Source organism: Agrobacterium sp. MA01, from assembly GCF_009650195.1.
GTDB lineage: Bacteria > Pseudomonadota > Alphaproteobacteria > Rhizobiales > Rhizobiaceae > Allorhizobium.
Map to the genome: position 1 here is coordinate 19,676 of NZ_CP045856.1, position 15,775 is coordinate 35,450.

17 protein-coding genes and 1 pseudogene are annotated in these 15,775 nt (G+C 59.3%); 12 read left to right on the plus strand and 6 right to left on the minus strand.

What is annotated here, in order from left to right; translation table 11 throughout:
• Nucleotides 1-32: 32 nt before the first annotated feature.
• The 9 genes and pseudogenes from GH983_RS22750 (at nucleotide 33) to GH983_RS22790 (ending at nucleotide 8,452) form a co-directional block, all read left to right on the plus strand.
• Nucleotides 33-710, plus strand: a complete 678-nt coding sequence (locus tag GH983_RS22750; RefSeq protein WP_246727648.1) for a cysteine hydrolase family protein — start codon at nucleotides 33-35, stop codon at nucleotides 708-710.
• Nucleotides 707-2,245 (plus strand): ABC transporter ATP-binding protein, encoded by a 1,539-nt coding sequence (locus GH983_RS22755; protein WP_153763779.1) that lies wholly within the window; start codon nucleotides 707-709, stop codon nucleotides 2,243-2,245. The genes GH983_RS22750 and GH983_RS22755 overlap by 4 nt, the downstream gene beginning before the upstream one ends.
• Entirely contained in the window at nucleotides 2,245-2,910 is a 666-nt protein-coding gene (locus GH983_RS22760; RefSeq protein WP_153763780.1) for a cysteine hydrolase family protein, read from the plus strand. The genes GH983_RS22755 and GH983_RS22760 overlap by 1 nt, the downstream gene beginning before the upstream one ends.
• Nucleotides 2,903-3,235 (plus strand): cupin domain-containing protein, encoded by a 333-nt coding sequence (locus GH983_RS22765; protein ID WP_083229794.1) that lies wholly within the window; start codon nucleotides 2,903-2,905, stop codon nucleotides 3,233-3,235. Before GH983_RS22760 ends, GH983_RS22765 begins: the two co-directional genes overlap by 8 nt.
• 17 nt (nucleotides 3,236-3,252) lie before the next feature.
• On the plus strand, nucleotides 3,253-5,055 hold the full coding sequence (gene atzF, locus GH983_RS22770) for an allophanate hydrolase (RefSeq protein ID WP_153763781.1): 1,803 nt from the start codon (nucleotides 3,253-3,255) through the stop codon (nucleotides 5,053-5,055).
• Between the two features lie 128 nt (nucleotides 5,056-5,183).
• Nucleotides 5,184-5,468: pseudogene (locus GH983_RS22775) on the plus strand (helix-turn-helix domain-containing protein); the annotation flags it as partial.
• A 264-nt stretch (nucleotides 5,469-5,732) separates the two neighbouring features.
• Entirely contained in the window at nucleotides 5,733-6,758 is a 1,026-nt protein-coding gene (locus tag GH983_RS22780; RefSeq protein WP_153763782.1) for an ornithine cyclodeaminase, read from the plus strand.
• Nucleotides 6,759-6,804: 46 nt separating this feature from the next.
• Nucleotides 6,805-8,160: an MmgE/PrpD family protein gene (locus GH983_RS22785; RefSeq protein ID WP_153763783.1), complete on the plus strand. Its 1,356-nt coding sequence runs from the start codon at nucleotides 6,805-6,807 to the stop codon at nucleotides 8,158-8,160.
• Between the two features lie 124 nt (nucleotides 8,161-8,284).
• The gene (locus GH983_RS22790) at nucleotides 8,285-8,452 is read left to right on the plus strand and encodes a hypothetical protein (protein WP_153763784.1); all 168 of its coding nucleotides are present in this window, start codon (nucleotides 8,285-8,287) and stop codon (nucleotides 8,450-8,452) included.
• 45 nt (nucleotides 8,453-8,497) lie between these two features.
• Here GH983_RS22790 and GH983_RS22795 read toward each other — a convergent pair whose 3' ends face one another.
• A complete protein-coding gene (locus tag GH983_RS22795; protein ID WP_069044327.1) occupies nucleotides 8,498-8,869 on the minus strand; it encodes a transposase in 372 nt (123 codons plus the stop codon).
• A gap of 75 nt (nucleotides 8,870-8,944) precedes the next feature.
• The gene (locus tag GH983_RS24415; protein ID WP_246727651.1) at nucleotides 8,945-9,277 is read right to left on the minus strand and encodes a hypothetical protein; all 333 of its coding nucleotides are present in this window, start codon (nucleotides 9,275-9,277) and stop codon (nucleotides 8,945-8,947) included.
• On the opposite strand from GH983_RS24415, the gene GH983_RS22805 reads away from it, so the two are divergent.
• Complete coding sequence (locus tag GH983_RS22805) at nucleotides 9,276-9,485, plus strand: hypothetical protein (protein WP_153763785.1); 210 nt, start codon at nucleotides 9,276-9,278, stop codon at nucleotides 9,483-9,485. The genes GH983_RS24415 and GH983_RS22805 overlap by 2 nt on opposite strands.
• A gap of 58 nt (nucleotides 9,486-9,543) precedes the next feature.
• On the opposite strand, the gene GH983_RS22810 is transcribed toward GH983_RS22805, so the two are convergent.
• Together GH983_RS22810 and GH983_RS22815 are read right to left on the minus strand one after the other, a co-directional pair.
• Nucleotides 9,544-10,881: an amidohydrolase family protein gene (locus GH983_RS22810; RefSeq protein ID WP_371418523.1), complete on the minus strand. Its 1,338-nt coding sequence runs from the start codon at nucleotides 10,879-10,881 to the stop codon at nucleotides 9,544-9,546.
• A gap of 65 nt (nucleotides 10,882-10,946) precedes the next feature.
• The gene (locus GH983_RS22815; protein ID WP_153763786.1) at nucleotides 10,947-11,681 is read right to left on the minus strand and encodes a response regulator transcription factor; all 735 of its coding nucleotides are present in this window, start codon (nucleotides 11,679-11,681) and stop codon (nucleotides 10,947-10,949) included.
• Between the two features lie 164 nt (nucleotides 11,682-11,845).
• Here GH983_RS22815 and GH983_RS22820 point away from each other — a divergent pair, with 164 nt between their 5' ends.
• Nucleotides 11,846-12,766, plus strand: coding sequence for a response regulator transcription factor (locus GH983_RS22820; RefSeq protein ID WP_194842865.1), 921 nt, complete (start codon nucleotides 11,846-11,848; stop codon nucleotides 12,764-12,766).
• A gap of 319 nt (nucleotides 12,767-13,085) precedes the next feature.
• Nucleotides 13,086-13,802, plus strand: a complete 717-nt coding sequence (locus GH983_RS22825; protein ID WP_153763788.1) for an autoinducer binding domain-containing protein — start codon at nucleotides 13,086-13,088, stop codon at nucleotides 13,800-13,802.
• A gap of 104 nt (nucleotides 13,803-13,906) precedes the next feature.
• Here the strand turns inward: GH983_RS22825 and trbI are convergent, their stop codons facing one another.
• On the minus strand, nucleotides 13,907-15,241 hold the full coding sequence (gene trbI, locus GH983_RS22830) for an IncP-type conjugal transfer protein TrbI (protein ID WP_153763789.1): 1,335 nt from the start codon (nucleotides 15,239-15,241) through the stop codon (nucleotides 13,907-13,909).
• Nucleotides 15,238-15,774 carry a hypothetical protein gene (locus GH983_RS22835; RefSeq protein WP_153763790.1) on the minus strand — a complete coding sequence of 179 codons (537 nt, stop codon included), beginning with the start codon at nucleotides 15,772-15,774 and terminating at the stop codon, nucleotides 15,238-15,240. Before GH983_RS22835 ends, trbI begins: the two co-directional genes overlap by 4 nt.
• Between the last annotated feature and the right edge of the window lies 1 nt (nucleotide 15,775).

Below are 15,775 nucleotides of genomic sequence, written 5' to 3' on the forward strand. Positions count from 1 at the left end.
GCCGCAGCTGCGGCAAGCGAATGGAGACCGAGATGACCACCATTCAGGCCGATCCCTATCTCTGGCCCTACAATGGAGATCTGAGACCGGACAACACGGCTCTGATCATCATCGACATGCAGACGGATTTCTGCGGACCGGGCGGCTATGTCGACAAAATGGGCTATGATATTGGGCTCACCCGCGCACCGATCGAGCCGATCAAGGCCGTGCTTCAGGCTATGCGTGACAAGGGCTACCACGTCATACACACCCGCGAGGGTCACCGGCCGGACCTTTCCGACCTGCCTGCGAACAAGCGCTGGCGTTCACAACAGATCGGCGCTGGCATTGGTGATGCGGGTCCCTGCGGACGCATTCTGGTACGCGGCGAGCCGGGCTGGGAGATCATCGACGAACTGAAACCCCTGGATGGTGAGCCTATCATCGACAAACCGGGCAAAGGCTCATTCTGCGCCACCGACCTCGAACTTCTCCTGCGTAGCCGAGGTATAGAGAACATCGTACTTTCGGGTATCACCACCGATGTCTGCGTGCACACCACCATGCGCGAGGCGAATGACCGCGGTTTCGAGTGCCTGCTTCTCGAAGACTGTTGTGCGGCGACAGATCCCGGCAACCATGCGGCTGCGATCAAGATGGTGAAGATGCAGGGCGGCGTCTTCGGCGCAGTTTCCGACAGTGGTAAGTTTGTCGAGGCCCTGCCATGAGCACCAGTGCTCAGCAAGCCAAGGCACTGACACGCGCGATCGCTGTGGAAACGGTCGGCATGACGATGCGGTTTGGAACGTTCACCGCGCTGAACGACGTCTCGCTGAAGGTCAAAGCGGGCTCCTTCCATGTCCTGCTCGGCGAAAACGGTGCGGGCAAATCGACCCTCGTCAAATGCATGATGGGCTTTTATCGTCCGACGTCCGGCCAGATGATGGTCGCTGACCGCGAGGTGCAGGTCCGAGACCCGCGCGACGCCCACGATCTGGGCCTCGGCATGGTCTACCAGCATTTCACGCTTGTGCCCTCACTGACGGCGGCAGAGAACCTGGTGATCAGCCGGGCGGATGTGCCGGCCCACATCGACTGGGGCAAGGAGCGCACTGACCTTTCAGCATTCATGGAAAGAATGCCCTTCACCGTGCCGCTGGACGTGCCCGTCGGACGGCTTGCGGCGGGCGAGAAGCAGAAGCTGGAACTCTTGAAGCAGCTTTATCTCGGACGCCGATTTCTCATTCTGGACGAGCCGACCTCGGTGTTGACGCCCTCGGAGGCCGACGAGTTGCTCGGCATGGTGCGCGGCCTGACCACGGCTGGCGAACTCACCTGCCTGATGATTTCACACAAGTTCCGCGAGGTGACGGCCTTTGCTGACGCAGTTTCGATATTGCGCCGCGGCGAGTATGTCGGGGGTGGCAAGGTGGCTGACCTTACGACCGCAGAGATGGCGGCGATGATGATTGGGGAGAAGGAATTGATGCGGCCTGCGGCCCGCACCCCAATGAACGGCGCACCGGTACTGACCGTCACCAGCGTTAAGGCGCCTGATCGGTCGGGGCTCAAGACCATCGCCATCGATGACCTTGCGGTGCGTGCCGGAGAAATCGTTGGCATTGCCGGCATTTCCGGAAACGGGCAGATGGAACTAATGGAGATCCTGTCGGGGCAGCGGCCGCTGTCTGCGGGAAGTGTGGAGGTCTGTGGCACGCCGTTTCGCGCCACCCGTGGCGAGATGCGGGCGTTGAATGTGCGCACGTTGCCGGAAGAGCCCTTGCGCAATGCCTGTTCTCCAAAGATGAGCGTAGCCGAAAACATCTTCTTTCGCGATTTCGATTTCGTGGCAGAAAAGCGCAAATTCTGGCTGGATCGGCGCCGTATGGCCGCGCTGGCAGCCCAGCTGATCGGCGACTACAAGGTCAAGACTGCGTCGCTGGACACGCCAATCGCATCCCTTTCCGGCGGCAATGTTCAGCGTGCCGTGCTGGCCCGCGAGCTGAGTGGAACCGTTGACCTGCTGTTGATCGCCAATCCCTGCTTCGGTCTCGATTTCTCGGCCGTGGCGGAAATCCGCGCGCGCATCATGGCGGCGCGCAACGGAGGTGCTGCCGTCTTGCTGATCAGCGAGGATCTTGATGAGATCCTCGAACTCTCCGACCGCATCCTTGTCATGTCGGAAGGCGCAATCGTCTTTGAGACGCAAGCTGACGGAGCCGATATCGGGGAGATTGGAAGACATATGGCAGGACATCACTGATGGCAGTTATCAAGGCACGCCCCTTCGACATAACGATCACCCCGGAACAGACCGCACTCGTCGTCATCGACATGCAGCGCGACTTCATCGAGCCGGGCGGCTTCGGCGCCACGCTCGGCAATGACGTCACGCTTCTGCAGGCGATCATCCCTGCCACCGCGCGACTGATTGAGGGTTTTCGCCGTGCCGGCCTGCCGGTGATCCACACGCGCGAATGCCATGCACCAGACCTTTTGGACTGCCCGCCTGCCAAGCGGGCGCGTGGAAAACCATCACTGCGCATCGGTGATCCCGGTCCGATGGGACGCATCCTGATTGCAGGCGAAGACGGCGCCGATATCGTCGCTGCCCTTGCCCCTCTGCCTGGCGAACCGGTCATCGACAAACCCGGCAAGGGCGCGTTCTACGCGACCCATCTTGGCGAAATTCTGCAGGAGAAGGGCATTTCCCAGCTCGTCTTTGCCGGCGTGACCACGGAGGTCTGCGTACAGACCACCATGCGCGAGGCGAACGACCGCGGCTATGAGTGCCTTCTCGCGACCGACGCCACCGAAAGCTATTTCCCCGAATTCAAGAAGGCCGCCATCGACATGATGACCGCACAAGGCGCGATCGTCGGCTGGGCGGCGACAGTGGACCAGATTGTCGAGGCCCTCGATGCGTGAGACCCTGCACATGGAACAGTTCCTGGCGAGCCGCTGGAAGGAAGCCCCTTTCGAACATTTTCGCGATGGCGTGGAGATTTGCCGTCTCATCCAGGGCGAACCGGAACTGGCGCTCTTGCGCTATGCACCGGGCGCCAGCGTGCCGCAGCACCGGCATACGGGGCTGGAAACCATTCTGGTATTGGAGGGCTCGCAAAGCGACGAGAACGGCCACTACGGGCCAGGCTCGCTTGTCGCCAACCCGGAAGGCACGGTGCATTCCGTCTCCTCGGCAGAAGGCTGCGTCGTCCTCATCCAGTGGACGAAGCCGGTTGAAATCCTGTGACATCTGAAAGTGCCGTCATGAACATAATGACAATGCCCTTCACCCTGAAGCATCTGCATAACGCCTATGCCGCCGGCCTCAGCCCAGTGACTGTGATCGAGGAGGTCTATCGGCGCATCGAAGAGGCTGACGATCCTGGTATCTTCATCCATCTGGCACCGAAGGAATTAATGCTGGCGGCCGCTGCAGCCCTTGGCCCCTACGATCCGGCGCGGCCACTTTACGGTATACCCTTCGCGGTTAAGGACAATATCGATGTCGCGGGCATGCCGACCACCTGCGCCTGCCCGGCCTTCGAATATGCCGCAACGGCTGATGCTTTCGTGGTGGCGAAACTGAAAGCCGCCGGTGCGCTTCCGATTGGCAAGACCAATCTCGACCAGTTCGCCACCGGCCTAGTCGGCGTGCGCTCCCCCTATCCGATCCCAAAGAACGCCATTGATCCCTCCATCGTGCCGGGCGGTTCCAGCAGCGGCTCGGCCGTGGCTGTGGCGCGTGGTATTGTGCCGTTTGCTCTTGGAACGGATACAGCCGGCTCCGGCCGCGTGCCAGCCGCGCTCAACAATATTGTCGGGTTGAAGCCGACGCTCGGCACACTGTCTGCCACCGGCATGGTGCCGGCCTGCCGCACGCTCGACACCATCTCGATCTTCGCCTTGACTGTCCCCGATGCATTCGCGGTCTACATGGCAGCCGCCGGCTATGACGACGCCGACGCCTATTCCCGCGATCTTGCAGCCCCCTTACTGGAAGTCCCGGGGGCGGGCTTCAGCATCGGCGTTCCCGATATAGCCTCGCGCCGCTTCTTTGACGATGTCGTTCAGGAAGCATCCTTCGAGGCGGTGATTGCTGTTTTGGAGGGTATGGGGCACCGCATCGTACCTCTCGATTTCACACCGCTCTATCGCATCGCCGAATTGCTCTACGAGGGTGCATGGGTGGCGGAGCGTTATGCGGCCATAGAACAAGTGATCCGCACCATGCCCGATGCGCTCTTTCCGGTGACCCGCGGGATCATCGGACGGGCTGAAACCTTAACCGCGTCAGATGCCTTTCGCGACATCTACCGGCTTGCCGATCTAAAGCGCAAGGCGGCCCCATTGATCGCCGCGGCTGACCTCCTTTGTGTCCCCACCATTCCGTGCTTCTTCAGCGTCACGGATCTGACACAGGATCCTGTCGGGCCGAATTCGAAGCTCGGCACATACACAAACTTTGTCAACCTGCTGGATCTATGTGGGATCGCCGTGCCGGTCGCGACGCGTGACGACGGAAGACCTGGAAGCGTGACCCTGCTAGGTGCTGCCGGGCTGGATGGCCGCATCGCTGGCATAGCGGCCAGCCTGCAGGTTGAAGCCTCCCCTCCACTTGGTGCCACAGGCTGTGAGCTAGAGCCGATCGATGCCCTTCCCCCGGCCGCCGGCCCAGCCGAGATCGCAATCGCACTGGTCGGCGCCCATATGCGCGGCCTGCCGCTCAACGGCGAGATCACCCGTCTTGGTGGCCGCTTTCTTGCGCAGCGCCAAACCGCACCCGAATACCGCTTGCACGCACTTGCTGGCGGACCGCCTCAGCGGCCGGGGCTCGTCCGGGTGAACGAGGGTGGACAGGCGGTTGCGCTTGAGGTCTGGGCGCTCCCCCTCGACCAGTTCGGTTCCTTCATGACAGGTGTTCCTTCGCCGCTCTCGATCGGGACCGTAAGGCTTGATGACGGATCTGCCGTCAAGGGCTTCCTCTGTGAACCGGCCGGCCTCCGGGGGGCCGAGGACATTACACCACTCGGCGGCTGGCGCGCCTTCCTGGCCGCAGCGTCCAGATAGGGTGATGATCACAAGCCTCAACCGTAGCGACCTTGCCGGAACAATAGTCGCCCGACATCCTGTCACCTCAGGACAGGCTGTGAGGATAAAAAAGAAGGCCAACAACTCACGAGCCTCTGTTGGCCTCCGCGCAAATGCATGAGGTGGGGCAAGAGGTCGGTTTCGAGCCCTCCGCTTTCTCGCGCGCCTTTCGCCGCCTGACCGGCATGAATTTCTCCGACTACAGCCGTTCCGTTCGCGTCTGGCGCGCACGAATCCTGCTGAGCGAGACCCAGACGTCGATTGCCGATATCTGCTTTGAGGCTGGCTTCAACAATCTGTCGAACTTCAATCGCACCTTCCGTCTTGAGACGGGTCTCACGCCCCGGGCCTATCGAAAGGCGGCAAGGATCAGGGCAAAGTCGCTCGTCTGACCCTCGATCGGGTTGGTGGATTGAATTTTTGAGCGATATCAGACGATGCTCAAGCTTGGTCGGACCTGCCTCCCCCGTGTCCTGGTTCCACGCTTTGTCCAAGTCTTTGCCAAGACTTCGCCTCTGAAACCTTCCCCCTCGGCTATCATCCTCTTTTGTCGCGTGAGCGAGGCTAAGGGAGGATCAGGTCACATGGAAGGCAATCAGACTGATACAAAACTGGCTTCAACCTTGCGGTTCACACCGCCTCGGGCCGAGCCGGTCATGCTGGACGAGAAGGAGATCGCCGCCAGTGGCTCTGCTCTATCGGTGAGGGAAGTGCATGACGTGCTGGATCAGGCCTGGCACGATATCCGCAACGGTCGGGCAATGGGGCATAAGTCCGTGCTGTCGCTTCCCGAGGAGGCGTTCTGGCGCGAGGCAGGTTATCAAAGCCGACCAAAAGAGTTTGCCGGTGAGAGGCTCGGCTGGAAGCTCTCCTGCCTCTATGGTGCAAATCCTGAATTTGCCGGGGTCAAGGTCATCGGTGCCAATGCCTTTAACCGGCATTTCGGCCTTCGACGCTCCAGATCGACCTATATTCTCATGGAGAAATTCTCCATGCAGCCGCTCGCGATCATTGATGCGACCGCGCTTTCGGCAGCACGTACCGGTGCCTATGCCGCTCAGGTGCTTCGCCTATGTCCGATCGAGAAAGATCAGATCACGGTGTTTCTGTTCGGTGCGGGGCCAGTTGCAAAGGCAATCCTCGCCTCGCTGGCGGATCGCGCAGCCCGTCAAATTGGCCGCGTCTATCTCAAGGCAAGGAGGCTTGAAAGCGCAAAGGCGCTGCAAGCCTCGCTCTCCATGACACTGCCCTTCGATGTCGTCGCTGTCGAAGACAACGGTTTTCTGGCGGAAGCTGATTTCATCATCACAGCCACAAATTCCGACCGTCCGCTTTTCGGTGATCACGAGCTCAGACGCGATGCCTGTCTTCTTCATCTGGGGGGCGACGAAGTGCCAGCCGAGACCTTGCGCCGGATCCTTAGGCAGGGCCAGGTTGGCTGCGATGATCTGGCAACCGTCTCAAATCGAAACTCGCAGAGCCTTGCCTTGCAGTTCTCAAGGGTGGGCGGCTCGCTTGAAGCACTCGGGCCCCATCTTGGCATTCTGGAGCTATCGAAGACCAAAGACTGGCGTGTTCAGCCAGGTGCGCCGCTCTCTGTCACCTGTGTCGGTCTGCCAGTGCTTGATCTCTATGTGGTGGCGGCACTGTTTCAGAAGTATCGGGCAAATCGCGAGACTTAAGAAATGGGTATTTCGCATTCTGCTCTGACCTGAGAGGGAGGCCATCATGTCATCCATGACAGAACGCCTTGCACGACATGCGCTTCAAACCGATGTGGAGGCAGGCGACCCCGAGCTGAAAGAGAGTGCGCTTTGCTGCGTGCTTGATCTTCTGACGGCCGCAATTGCTGGAGCGGGGACCGCAGCACCGCATGCAGCACTCGGTATCACTGACATGCATGGCAAGGGAGATGCGCCTGTCTGGTTTGAGGATCGCCGATCCTCCCTGTCGCTTGCCTTGCTGCATAACGGTCTTTGCGCCTCCTGCCTCGACTTGGACGACGGCAATCGGGCAGCCCGCGGCCATCCCGGTGCCAGCGTCATTCCAACCGTGTTGACACTCGGTGCAAGTCTGCCAGAGGTCACGGGATCGGCGATCTTGTCGGCGATCATCGCCGGCTATGATGTCGGTGTCCGGATTGCGGCCTCGCAAAGGCTGGACGCCATTGCGACGCGTCAGACTGGGCGATGGGCGGCCTTTGCATCCTGTGCGGCTGCCGGGCGTCTTCTTGGTGTCTCGCAAAAGGTGCTGTCTGAGGGGCTCGCGATTGCCGGCATTCTGGCACCGAACCAGCGGGCCAATGGCAGTTCCGGTTATTCCAGGGCGACCGGCAATCTGGTCAAGGAGGGAATCGCGTTTAGCGCAAGGATGGGGCTTGAGGCGCTTTTCCTGGCGCAGCGCGGCTTTACTGGTCCCATCGATCTCCTTGATCATGACCGCTTTTATGACCAGGCCCGCCTTACAGCTGAGCTCGGTGATCGGTTCGAGATCCTTGACACCTATTTCAAGCCCTATGCCTGTTGTCGCTATATTCATCCAGCCCTTGATGCGCTGCGCCAACTGATGCACGGCCATGACTTGGTCGCCGATGACATCGCCCGGATTGACGTGCATACTTTCTCGCAGGCGCTGCGGCTGGCCAACAGTTGCGACCCGCAAACACTTGTGGGTCTGCAATACAGCCTTCCTTTCTGCCTGGGGGTTCTGGCCATCGAAGGCGACGAGGCGCTCCTGCCCGTCTCGGCGAGGCTTCTTTTTCGCAAGGATCTTGTGCTTTTTGCAGAGAGGGTCACCCTTTGCGTCGACGATGAGGCAGAGGCACGGTTCCCGCGCGAGACCTTGGCCAGACTTCAGCTCACCCTGAAATCAGGCAGGATTGTTTCCAGCGCATTGGTGACGCCTCGCGGCGATCCCAGCCAGCCCATGGAGCGCACGGATCTGGCCTTGAAGCTCCAGCGTGTGATGAGCAATCGCGGCATCACAGATGTTTATGAGCACGTTGTTGATGCAGTCGGCTGTCTTGGTGGGGGCGATCCGTGGCCCTTGCTAGGCGTGCTCGAAACAAGGTTCCAGCGGTCGTGACCAGGACTTGGAGACGGAAACAACGAGATCCGGATATGATTGTCAGCAACCGCATGGCGTCTTAATCTTGCTATCGCAGCATGCTCGACAACCGGTCCAGGCCGCTGTGCTTTTGAGGATGGATATGGCCGATCGTGCGCAAAAGACCGATGAAGAAAAAGGCGATGAGGTGCTTCGGCGCCTGCTCAAGACCCTGCCCGACCCAAAGCCCGGCAAACAGCCCGTGCCCGTGCCGGTGTCCGTGTCTGTGCCTCAAGGCTTGAGCGACGATGGGAAAATGCTCGAGAACTGAGCGCATATAACTTCGTCTTGACCGGGTACTCTCCAGGCGAGCGGACTATTTCAGGACATTGTCGATACGCTCTGTCATGTGGCAGGCGGATTTGTAGCTAACGTCAAGCATGCGGTGAAGCTGATTGGCATTCATGCGGTATCGGTAGGCGCCCATGAGATGGGCAGCGAGCACCCATTTGTGCAAAGGGATGTTGGAACCTTCGAGCGCCGTACCGACGGTGACCGAAAAAGGCTTGCGGCATTCCTTGCACTTGTAAAGGCCGGGCCGGGTTGATTTGCCGGCAAACTTCATGATCCGGAACTTGTCGCCATTGCCGCAATGCGGACAGATCGGACCTTTTGGCCAACGGAGCTTTTCCAGGTGTTGGCGTGCCGTCTCGGGATCGTTGTAGAGATCAATCGTAAGGTCAAACATCCGTCTTGGTCCGGCCCTGGAGATTTAAGCGCGCTGGTCAGGTGGTTGCGCCAGCATTGCCGCAGCAGATTTTCGTCATCGACCGTCCCCGAAGGTCGGCAGAAAATCAAGATCATCGTCGGATATGGTGAGCGCAGCCTGTGCCGTCCTGAGATCGCCGACCTCAATGCCGAAAGTGCGGGCGACGATCAAAGACTTTTCAAGCTGGCAGCTCGGCTTGCCGGACTCGAGCTCCACCTCTATCGAAGAAGGGGTCTCGATATTGGTATCACGCGTGTTTGTCCCGCACGGTCTCATGGGCCTGCTGCCTGAGGTGTTTTGTCCCTGGATGACGAAACTTGGGGCCTCCCCCTTTATTGCGGTTGCGAAACCTGTATCTCCATAGAGCGATATTCCGGAGGTATTCATGGGGCCTGGTTTTATTCTGGTGATTGTGCAGATTCTTGCCGGCGGGACGGAGCTCGAGCATGTCTCGGCTTTCGAGAGCCGCAAGGAATGCGTGAGCGTTGGCGAGCAGTGGGTTGATGAGACGCTCTCTAACGCCCGGGGTGAAGAAACGAGTGCCGTCCTGTCCGCCTGGTTCTATTGCCAGGAGGTCCGTGGTGCCAAGCGTTAGACGACCTCAAGCTCTGAGCGGGTCATGCCTGACACGATCCGCCTCTTCGAGCTGTTTTTCATTTCTGTAATCCAAGGGCCATGCCGGGAAACAGCACCCCATCTGATACAACCAGCTGGCCGTCTTTGTAGACATGGCGGATCTTCGAGATGTTATGCGGGTCGGCGATGACGATATCGGCTTTTCTGCCAGCTTGGAGCAGTCCTCTGTCGGCGAATGGCTCGGGAAAGACATGCGCGACGTTGCCAGTCGCCAATGCAACAGCACGTGGCAGGCTCCAACCGTTCTTTCGCGTTATCCGGTGAAGAGCAGAGGCGATGCTATCCCAGTCGCCGCCGGCATAATCCGTTGACAGGGTATCGATGAGATCCGCATCGACAAGCGCATCGAGATTGTCGGGGTGGTTTCGAAACCTCGTTTCGATCATGTCGAGGGTTGAAACGTCAATTGTAACACCGAGCGCTTTGAGCGCGCGCGCATAAGCGCATGCCTCTTCAGGCCGGAATGACGGATGATTGGCATGGGCTGCCACCATCCGCGCACCCGGATACTGCTTGGCGAGCGCAGTGAGCGTCGTGGCCGTCGGCAAGGCATGGTGAAAAATGGCAGGTAGCTTCAGTCGCGCTGATGCCTCGGCAATTTCTTCAAGACCCAGCCGCGCGCAATGAACGGGCGCAAGGACTTTTATCTGAAGGAGATCGCGAAGTGATCCGGCGGTGAGATCGATCGCGTGCTCATCGAGAAGGTCCTGAAGTGCTGCCTCGCTGATCCGCATCTTGCCATTGAGGTTTCGCCCAAGCACCGCTTCCTTCAACTGGCGTGCCAGATGTGCTGAGATCCTGACACCTGTCTTATCTTCGATGGCATCGGGGATAAACCGATAGTCCTGGGCACCGCCGCCGAGCGTCTGTCCCCCACCGGCTTCGCCAAGCACCCGGCACCCCCGTGAAACGAGATCTTCGAGCCTGGCTGATCGATGACGCGGTGTGAGCCCTTGGCCATCGATCTGGTCGGCTGCCGCAAGGCTATGCGGTGTATGGGCACTCGTCATGTGGATGTCGAGCGCATGGAGATCGAGCGCTCCGTCTCGTTCTTCCGGCAAAGCGAGCCCACAGACATTGATGAGTGATGTCGTTCCCGACAGCAGATGCCGATTGCGTTGATATCTGACGTCATCGAGTGAAAGCGGGGCAGAACCGCTCGGCATTGACGGGCCTGCGATCGTGGCATGGGCATGACCATTGATGAAGCCTGGCAGCATCAGATGCCCCTTGGTCGAAACGACGGTCTCACCATCGCTCGCTTCGATCGGCCCCTCTGAGATTTCGATGATCACGCCGTCCTTTATGCGGATCGATGCGCTTTCAAGATGCGTCTTGCCATCGCCGGTAATCAAACTGCCGCCTATAAGGACAAGGTGAGTTCCGTGGTCGTTGCCTCTGCTTGTCATAGGGGGGCCTGTCATGGGGTGCTCCTCTCAAGGTCGGGATCTGTTCGATCAAGTGCATAGCCGTAGCCGCGCACTGTGCGGATGAGGTCCGGCCCACCATGGGCGTTCAGTCGACGTCTGAGATGGCCGATATGGATATTGACCGTGCGGGCTTCGACAAAGACGCCACGGGGCCAGGCTCGAGCAATCAGGCTCTCGCGCGAAAACACCCGGCCGGGTTCACGCATGAGAGCCGACAGCAGTTCGAATTCAATGCCCGTCAGTCGGATTTCTCGGCGCCGCCGCCAGACTTTCCGAGCGGTGAGGTCGAGCTCGATATCGGCAAAGAACAGGCGGTTGCGATCGTTGACGCGGATCTGCCCCGCAAGGCGCCGGATTGTCTCGATGAGACTGGCAGGGTCGAGCGGGCGGTGAAAGCTGTGAACTTTACCCATGTTTTCGTACCCCAACGGGTCATCCGCCCCGTGATGAGCGCCAAGAGCCAGAATGGTCAGGCTTTCCTCTGGCATGACATGTGAAAGCGCTCGGAGGAGCCATGGCGCTTCTGGAAGCTGGCAGTCGATCAGGGCCATCACCGGTTCCTGGCTGACGATCTGGTCAAAGCCTTCTCTGGCCGATGTGGCAAAGATCGCGGCGATGTCTTCGCATTCGAGACTATGTCTCAGAAAGAGCGAAAGCTCCGTTGCTGCCGTGCAGACAACAACCAGCGGTGCGCTGTCCTGCGCATCTGGATCCAGGTTTTGCATGAGCAGGACTCGTACTTGGGTTCTTTGCCCGCATGACGAAGATGCCACGACCCGTGCGAAGGTTCAAACGGCAAGTGTCGGATCTAGATGAAGAATTGTTGCGGGGGCAAGGCGGGTCACTCTAGCAGATTTGTCACTTGGCAAGCCGGATGGAATGGATGTCAATGGCAGGTATGCCCGCTCCGGTTGAAGGCTCTCGCATCATCGGAAGGGCGCTGTTGGGTCTCGCGACGGTGGCGAGACAAACATGGAGTGCCAATCGCATGCCGACATCGCCATTCTCTTCATTCCCGGCACGGCCGGATCCGCGCCGTAAAGCAGAAGTCGTATTCTTGAGCCTTTCTGATCGGGCCAGGGCACGCATTCTGAAAGTCCTTCAGACAGAGCACCAGATCCGCGCGGTCGAAACGATCGAGCAATTGCGTCAAACGCTTCTCATCAAAGGAGTTGATCTTCTCATTCTCGATCGCTCGGCCAAGCCCCAGGACGATGTCGTCCAGCTGTGTCGAGACATCCGCCTGACCAGTTCAGTCGCCATTATCTTGATGGTCGGTTCAGACGACCCTGATCTTCGCATCGAAGCGCTCGAGGCGGGCGCAGACGATTGCTTCTCGCGAAAGCTCGGTTTGCGAGAGATCAAGGCACGCGTCGCCAGCCTCTTGCGGCGGGCAGCCTTTGGTGCAGCCGCGCTATCGATGGGCCGTGTGCTGTTCTTCGAGGGGTGGTCGATGGATCCCCACAAGCGTGCTTTGACCGATCCCGCTGGTCGTCTGGTCGATCTGACGGCAGCCGAGTTCGATCTGTTATGGGCCTTTTGCCGCAATAGCGGCAAGACACTGTCACGCCAGACGCTCTTGAGTTTGACCAGGGTGGGCGCCGCGCGTCCCGTTGATCGCAGTATCGATGTCCATATCAACCGCCTTCGCAGCAAGATTGAAGCCGACCCGCACCGGCCAGTGTTCTTGCGGACAGTTCGACTTGGTGGCTACATCTTTACGCCGGCCGTCGAGATCGATCTCCTTCCCAAAGGCAATAGGGTCAAGAAGGAACAGGGGGTGACAGGGGTCGAAGGCAATCAGAAATGACCGAATACCAGCAGTGCTGACCAGGCGCTGGCTTTCACAGCGGGCTCAGACGATGGATCCGCAGGGGCCCTCAGCAGGCGGTATGCCCAATGGCGTAGCCTGTGAAAATTGTTAAATTTTGTTTCTTTTGTCTGTCAAAGTTGCGCGCAACAGATGTGCAGCTATAAATTGCCAACATAACGATTTCACATGACACTTTTTTGGTGCCAGCCGGCGTTCCCTTAAGGACTGGCTCTTTCATGAGTTTCCATCGATGCGCGTGTAACCGGTCGCTTGCGGTGGCCGGCCCTCGACCCTCATTGCCGAAAAGGATCTCTCTATGGGCAAGAAGCATCCATTTGACAGCCTCATCGAAGCCATCTCGACAGCCAGTGATCCCGATGCTTTGACAGCCGCCTTGTCAGAGTTCGGAGAGAAACACGGCTTTCCCTTCTTTGCTTATCTTCGGCTGGACGGCTCGCGTTGGCGAGCAGTTTCCAACTATCCCTCTGAATGGCAAGATCGCTATTATCGCAACAATTACGGCCGCATCGATCCCATCGTCCGTGCTGTCAAACGCGGTGTCCATCCCTTCTGCTGGTCACTCGACGATCCTGTCTTTGACACCGAACGGGCCGAGGTCGTCGCCTTTCGTGACGAAGCCATTGCCCATGGTATCAGGGCAGGATTTTCGATTCCAATCCGGGTCGGCTTCAGTCATCAGGCGGTTTTGACCTTTGCCTCATCCGACACGCATTGTTTGAACCTCGCCGCCATGCTCGACATTGTCGAGGCGGCGGCGGCCGCTGCAATGCTGCATGTTGCTTTCTCCCTTCCCCGCATGCGTTGGCATCAAGCTGCCCCCAGCGATCTCACCTCGTTCGAGAGGATGTGCCTTCGCTGGGTTGCGGAGGGAAAGACCATGCAGGACGTGGCCGATCTTCTCGACGCCAAGTATTCGACAGTGCGGATCTCGATCGACAAGGCACGGGACAAACTTGATGCCGTGACCATACAACATGCGACGGCTGTCGCTATACGCCTGTCCCTGATTTGAGCGCTCTTGATGCCTGGATGAAATTGAGAATTTTAGGGTAAAGCTGTCGTCTTATGCCCGTTGGTCAGATGAAACTGTGGGCTACTCCGAATGGCCAGAACCGATCATCCAAACACCAGGTCCTGATCAACCAGGATGTTGAAGCGGTAGCCCGGTCTGATCGTCAAGGTCGGCTGCGTGTCGAGTCCTTTTGAAACAGAGCCTTCGGCAAGCCGTCCGAAGGTTTCTGCAAAGCTGCGTCTGGCGGCGTCGGATGGGTCTGAGACCCCAAAGGCAGTTCGCGACTGCGGAAGAGAAAGGTCGATGCCGGTGCCAATCAGCGCCACCAGCGCTGCAGTCCCGAAGTTTCGCATGAAATGGCGGTTGACCTTGTCCTTGAAGCCCGCCTCCCCTGCTTGGTCAATGCCGGCCATTGCGCCGAGGTCAAGACGCTTGCCGTCCGGCAGGACGATATCGGTCCAGACGACCAGCACCCGGGACTGACCGTAAGAGACCTTGGAATCATACTGGCCGACCAGTCGTGAGCCTTGCGGGATCAGGAGGTGTCGTCCCGTGACGCTGTCATAGACGTTCTGGCTGACCTGGGCGAGAAGGCGACCGGGAAGATCAGCGTTGAGACCGGTCAACAGCAAAGCTGGAATGACGGAACCGCGCAACAATGTTCTAGAGCCCAAAGGCTCAAGGCGGCCCCCAGGGTTTCTCGCCGCTCTCGCTTTGTCGAGGAAGGCCTGTTTTTGACCCTGCCCGTTGGGATCGCCCAAGCCCTCCCCTGCCATATCGATGGTTTGGGCGGCCGCCATCAGCCGCTGTGTCAGGCGATCCTTCGAGCCAAGGTCATTCCTGACGGCTCCAGTCTCTTCCCCTTCAGGCAGTGGCGACAGTCTTTCGGCAAGCACGCTTGTATCGATCCTGAGCGGCGAGGCCCTGGCGCCCTCCGCCCTTTGCAGCCTTGCCATGACCTGGCGCTGGCGCTCGTTGAGGATCTGTTCCTGGTGTTCGCGCTCCAGTCGCTTGCGCCAGAGATCATCCTCGTTGAGCTCAAGAGGAGCTGGCGAGACCGCCTGGTCTCTTGTCGGTCTGGTTTGCGTCACAAGCCTGGGCGCCGGGATCACTTCGGGCAGGTCCGCGATCCTTGAAGGAGGCTGGACTACGGGCGTTGGCGGATTTTCCCCGATGATCCCGTCGCCGATCCCCTGTTTCAACGTGTCGGCAAAGCTGGTCGCTGGCCGGCGATCCAACCCATCCTCTGACCCTTGTCCACTGCGCCACAAACCGCGTGAAGACAGTCCAAAGACGATTGTTGCGATCACGAGAATAGCGCCTGCCAGAACCAGGATGATCGGCAGACGGTTGAGCCGCTGCATCCTCTGCTCAACCCGATTGCCGGATCTGGCTGTCAAGACTTGGGGCGCACCGGAAAGCTGCAATGCTTCGCTCATGGATCGATCGCTCCGCCGATGGTTTCGAGGACCGGCGGTCCTGCGACATGAATAGTGCGCATTGCCGGGGCGCTACCGGCATCATCGGCGATATCGCCGTTTTGGGCGCTACCTGCCGGCTTCATGCGATACACTTTCGACAGCCTGATGGCCGGCGTCGTCACCCGCAGAAGAAGATCCTCTCCCACCTCGAAAACTGTGAGCTTGAGGAGGATGTCCTTGCCTTGCCTGTAATCTGCGCCACCGACACGATAGCCCTGGGCTGACAGGGCTTGTCTGAGGGCAGCATGCATGACCGGCGGCATATCCTGATCGAAGACAAGCTTCGAGGTTTTCGGGATGAGGCCTGCAAGATCCTCTGTGAGATCCGTGGCAATCGGCTGAGCGACGGCCGTGTTCTCAAGCGTCGACAATAGCGCGTTCTGGCCGGCGGACATCGGCTCGCCGCTTTGCAGCTGGCAGGAGGCGAGCGTGAAGCCGATCATGAACAGGCTGGGGACTAAAGTTGGGATCAAGGCTTGGCTGTTTTTCATC

Coding starts and splice junctions, on each gene's coding strand:
- GH983_RS22805 (WP_153763785.1), top strand. CDS start 9,276: ATGGGGCCTGGTTTTATTCTGGTGATTGTGCAGATTCTTGCCGGCGGG.
- GH983_RS22765 (WP_083229794.1), top strand. CDS start 2,903: ATGCGTGAGACCCTGCACATGGAACAGTTCCTGGCGAGCCGCTGGAAG.
- GH983_RS22785 (WP_153763783.1), top strand. CDS start 6,805: ATGTCATCCATGACAGAACGCCTTGCACGACATGCGCTTCAAACCGAT.
- GH983_RS22790 (WP_153763784.1), top strand. CDS start 8,285: ATGGCCGATCGTGCGCAAAAGACCGATGAAGAAAAAGGCGATGAGGTG.
- GH983_RS22825 (WP_153763788.1), top strand. CDS start 13,086: ATGGGCAAGAAGCATCCATTTGACAGCCTCATCGAAGCCATCTCGACA.
- trbI (WP_153763789.1), bottom strand. CDS start 15,241: ATGAGCGAAGCATTGCAGCTTTCCGGTGCGCCCCAAGTCTTGACAGCC.
- GH983_RS22780 (WP_153763782.1), top strand. CDS start 5,733: ATGCTGGACGAGAAGGAGATCGCCGCCAGTGGCTCTGCTCTATCGGTG.
- GH983_RS22815 (WP_153763786.1), bottom strand. CDS start 11,681: ATGCAAAACCTGGATCCAGATGCGCAGGACAGCGCACCGCTGGTTGTT.
- GH983_RS22795 (WP_069044327.1), bottom strand. CDS start 8,869: ATGTTTGACCTTACGATTGATCTCTACAACGATCCCGAGACGGCACGC.
- GH983_RS22820 (WP_194842865.1), top strand. CDS start 11,846: ATGGCAGGTATGCCCGCTCCGGTTGAAGGCTCTCGCATCATCGGAAGG.
- GH983_RS22760 (WP_153763780.1), top strand. CDS start 2,245: ATGGCAGTTATCAAGGCACGCCCCTTCGACATAACGATCACCCCGGAA.
- atzF (WP_153763781.1), top strand. CDS start 3,253: ATGAACATAATGACAATGCCCTTCACCCTGAAGCATCTGCATAACGCC.
- GH983_RS24415 (WP_246727651.1), bottom strand. CDS start 9,277: ATGAATACCTCCGGAATATCGCTCTATGGAGATACAGGTTTCGCAACC.
- GH983_RS22750 (WP_246727648.1), top strand. CDS start 33: ATGACCACCATTCAGGCCGATCCCTATCTCTGGCCCTACAATGGAGAT.
- GH983_RS22755 (WP_153763779.1), top strand. CDS start 707: ATGAGCACCAGTGCTCAGCAAGCCAAGGCACTGACACGCGCGATCGCT.
- GH983_RS22835 (WP_153763790.1), bottom strand. CDS start 15,774: ATGAAAAACAGCCAAGCCTTGATCCCAACTTTAGTCCCCAGCCTGTTC.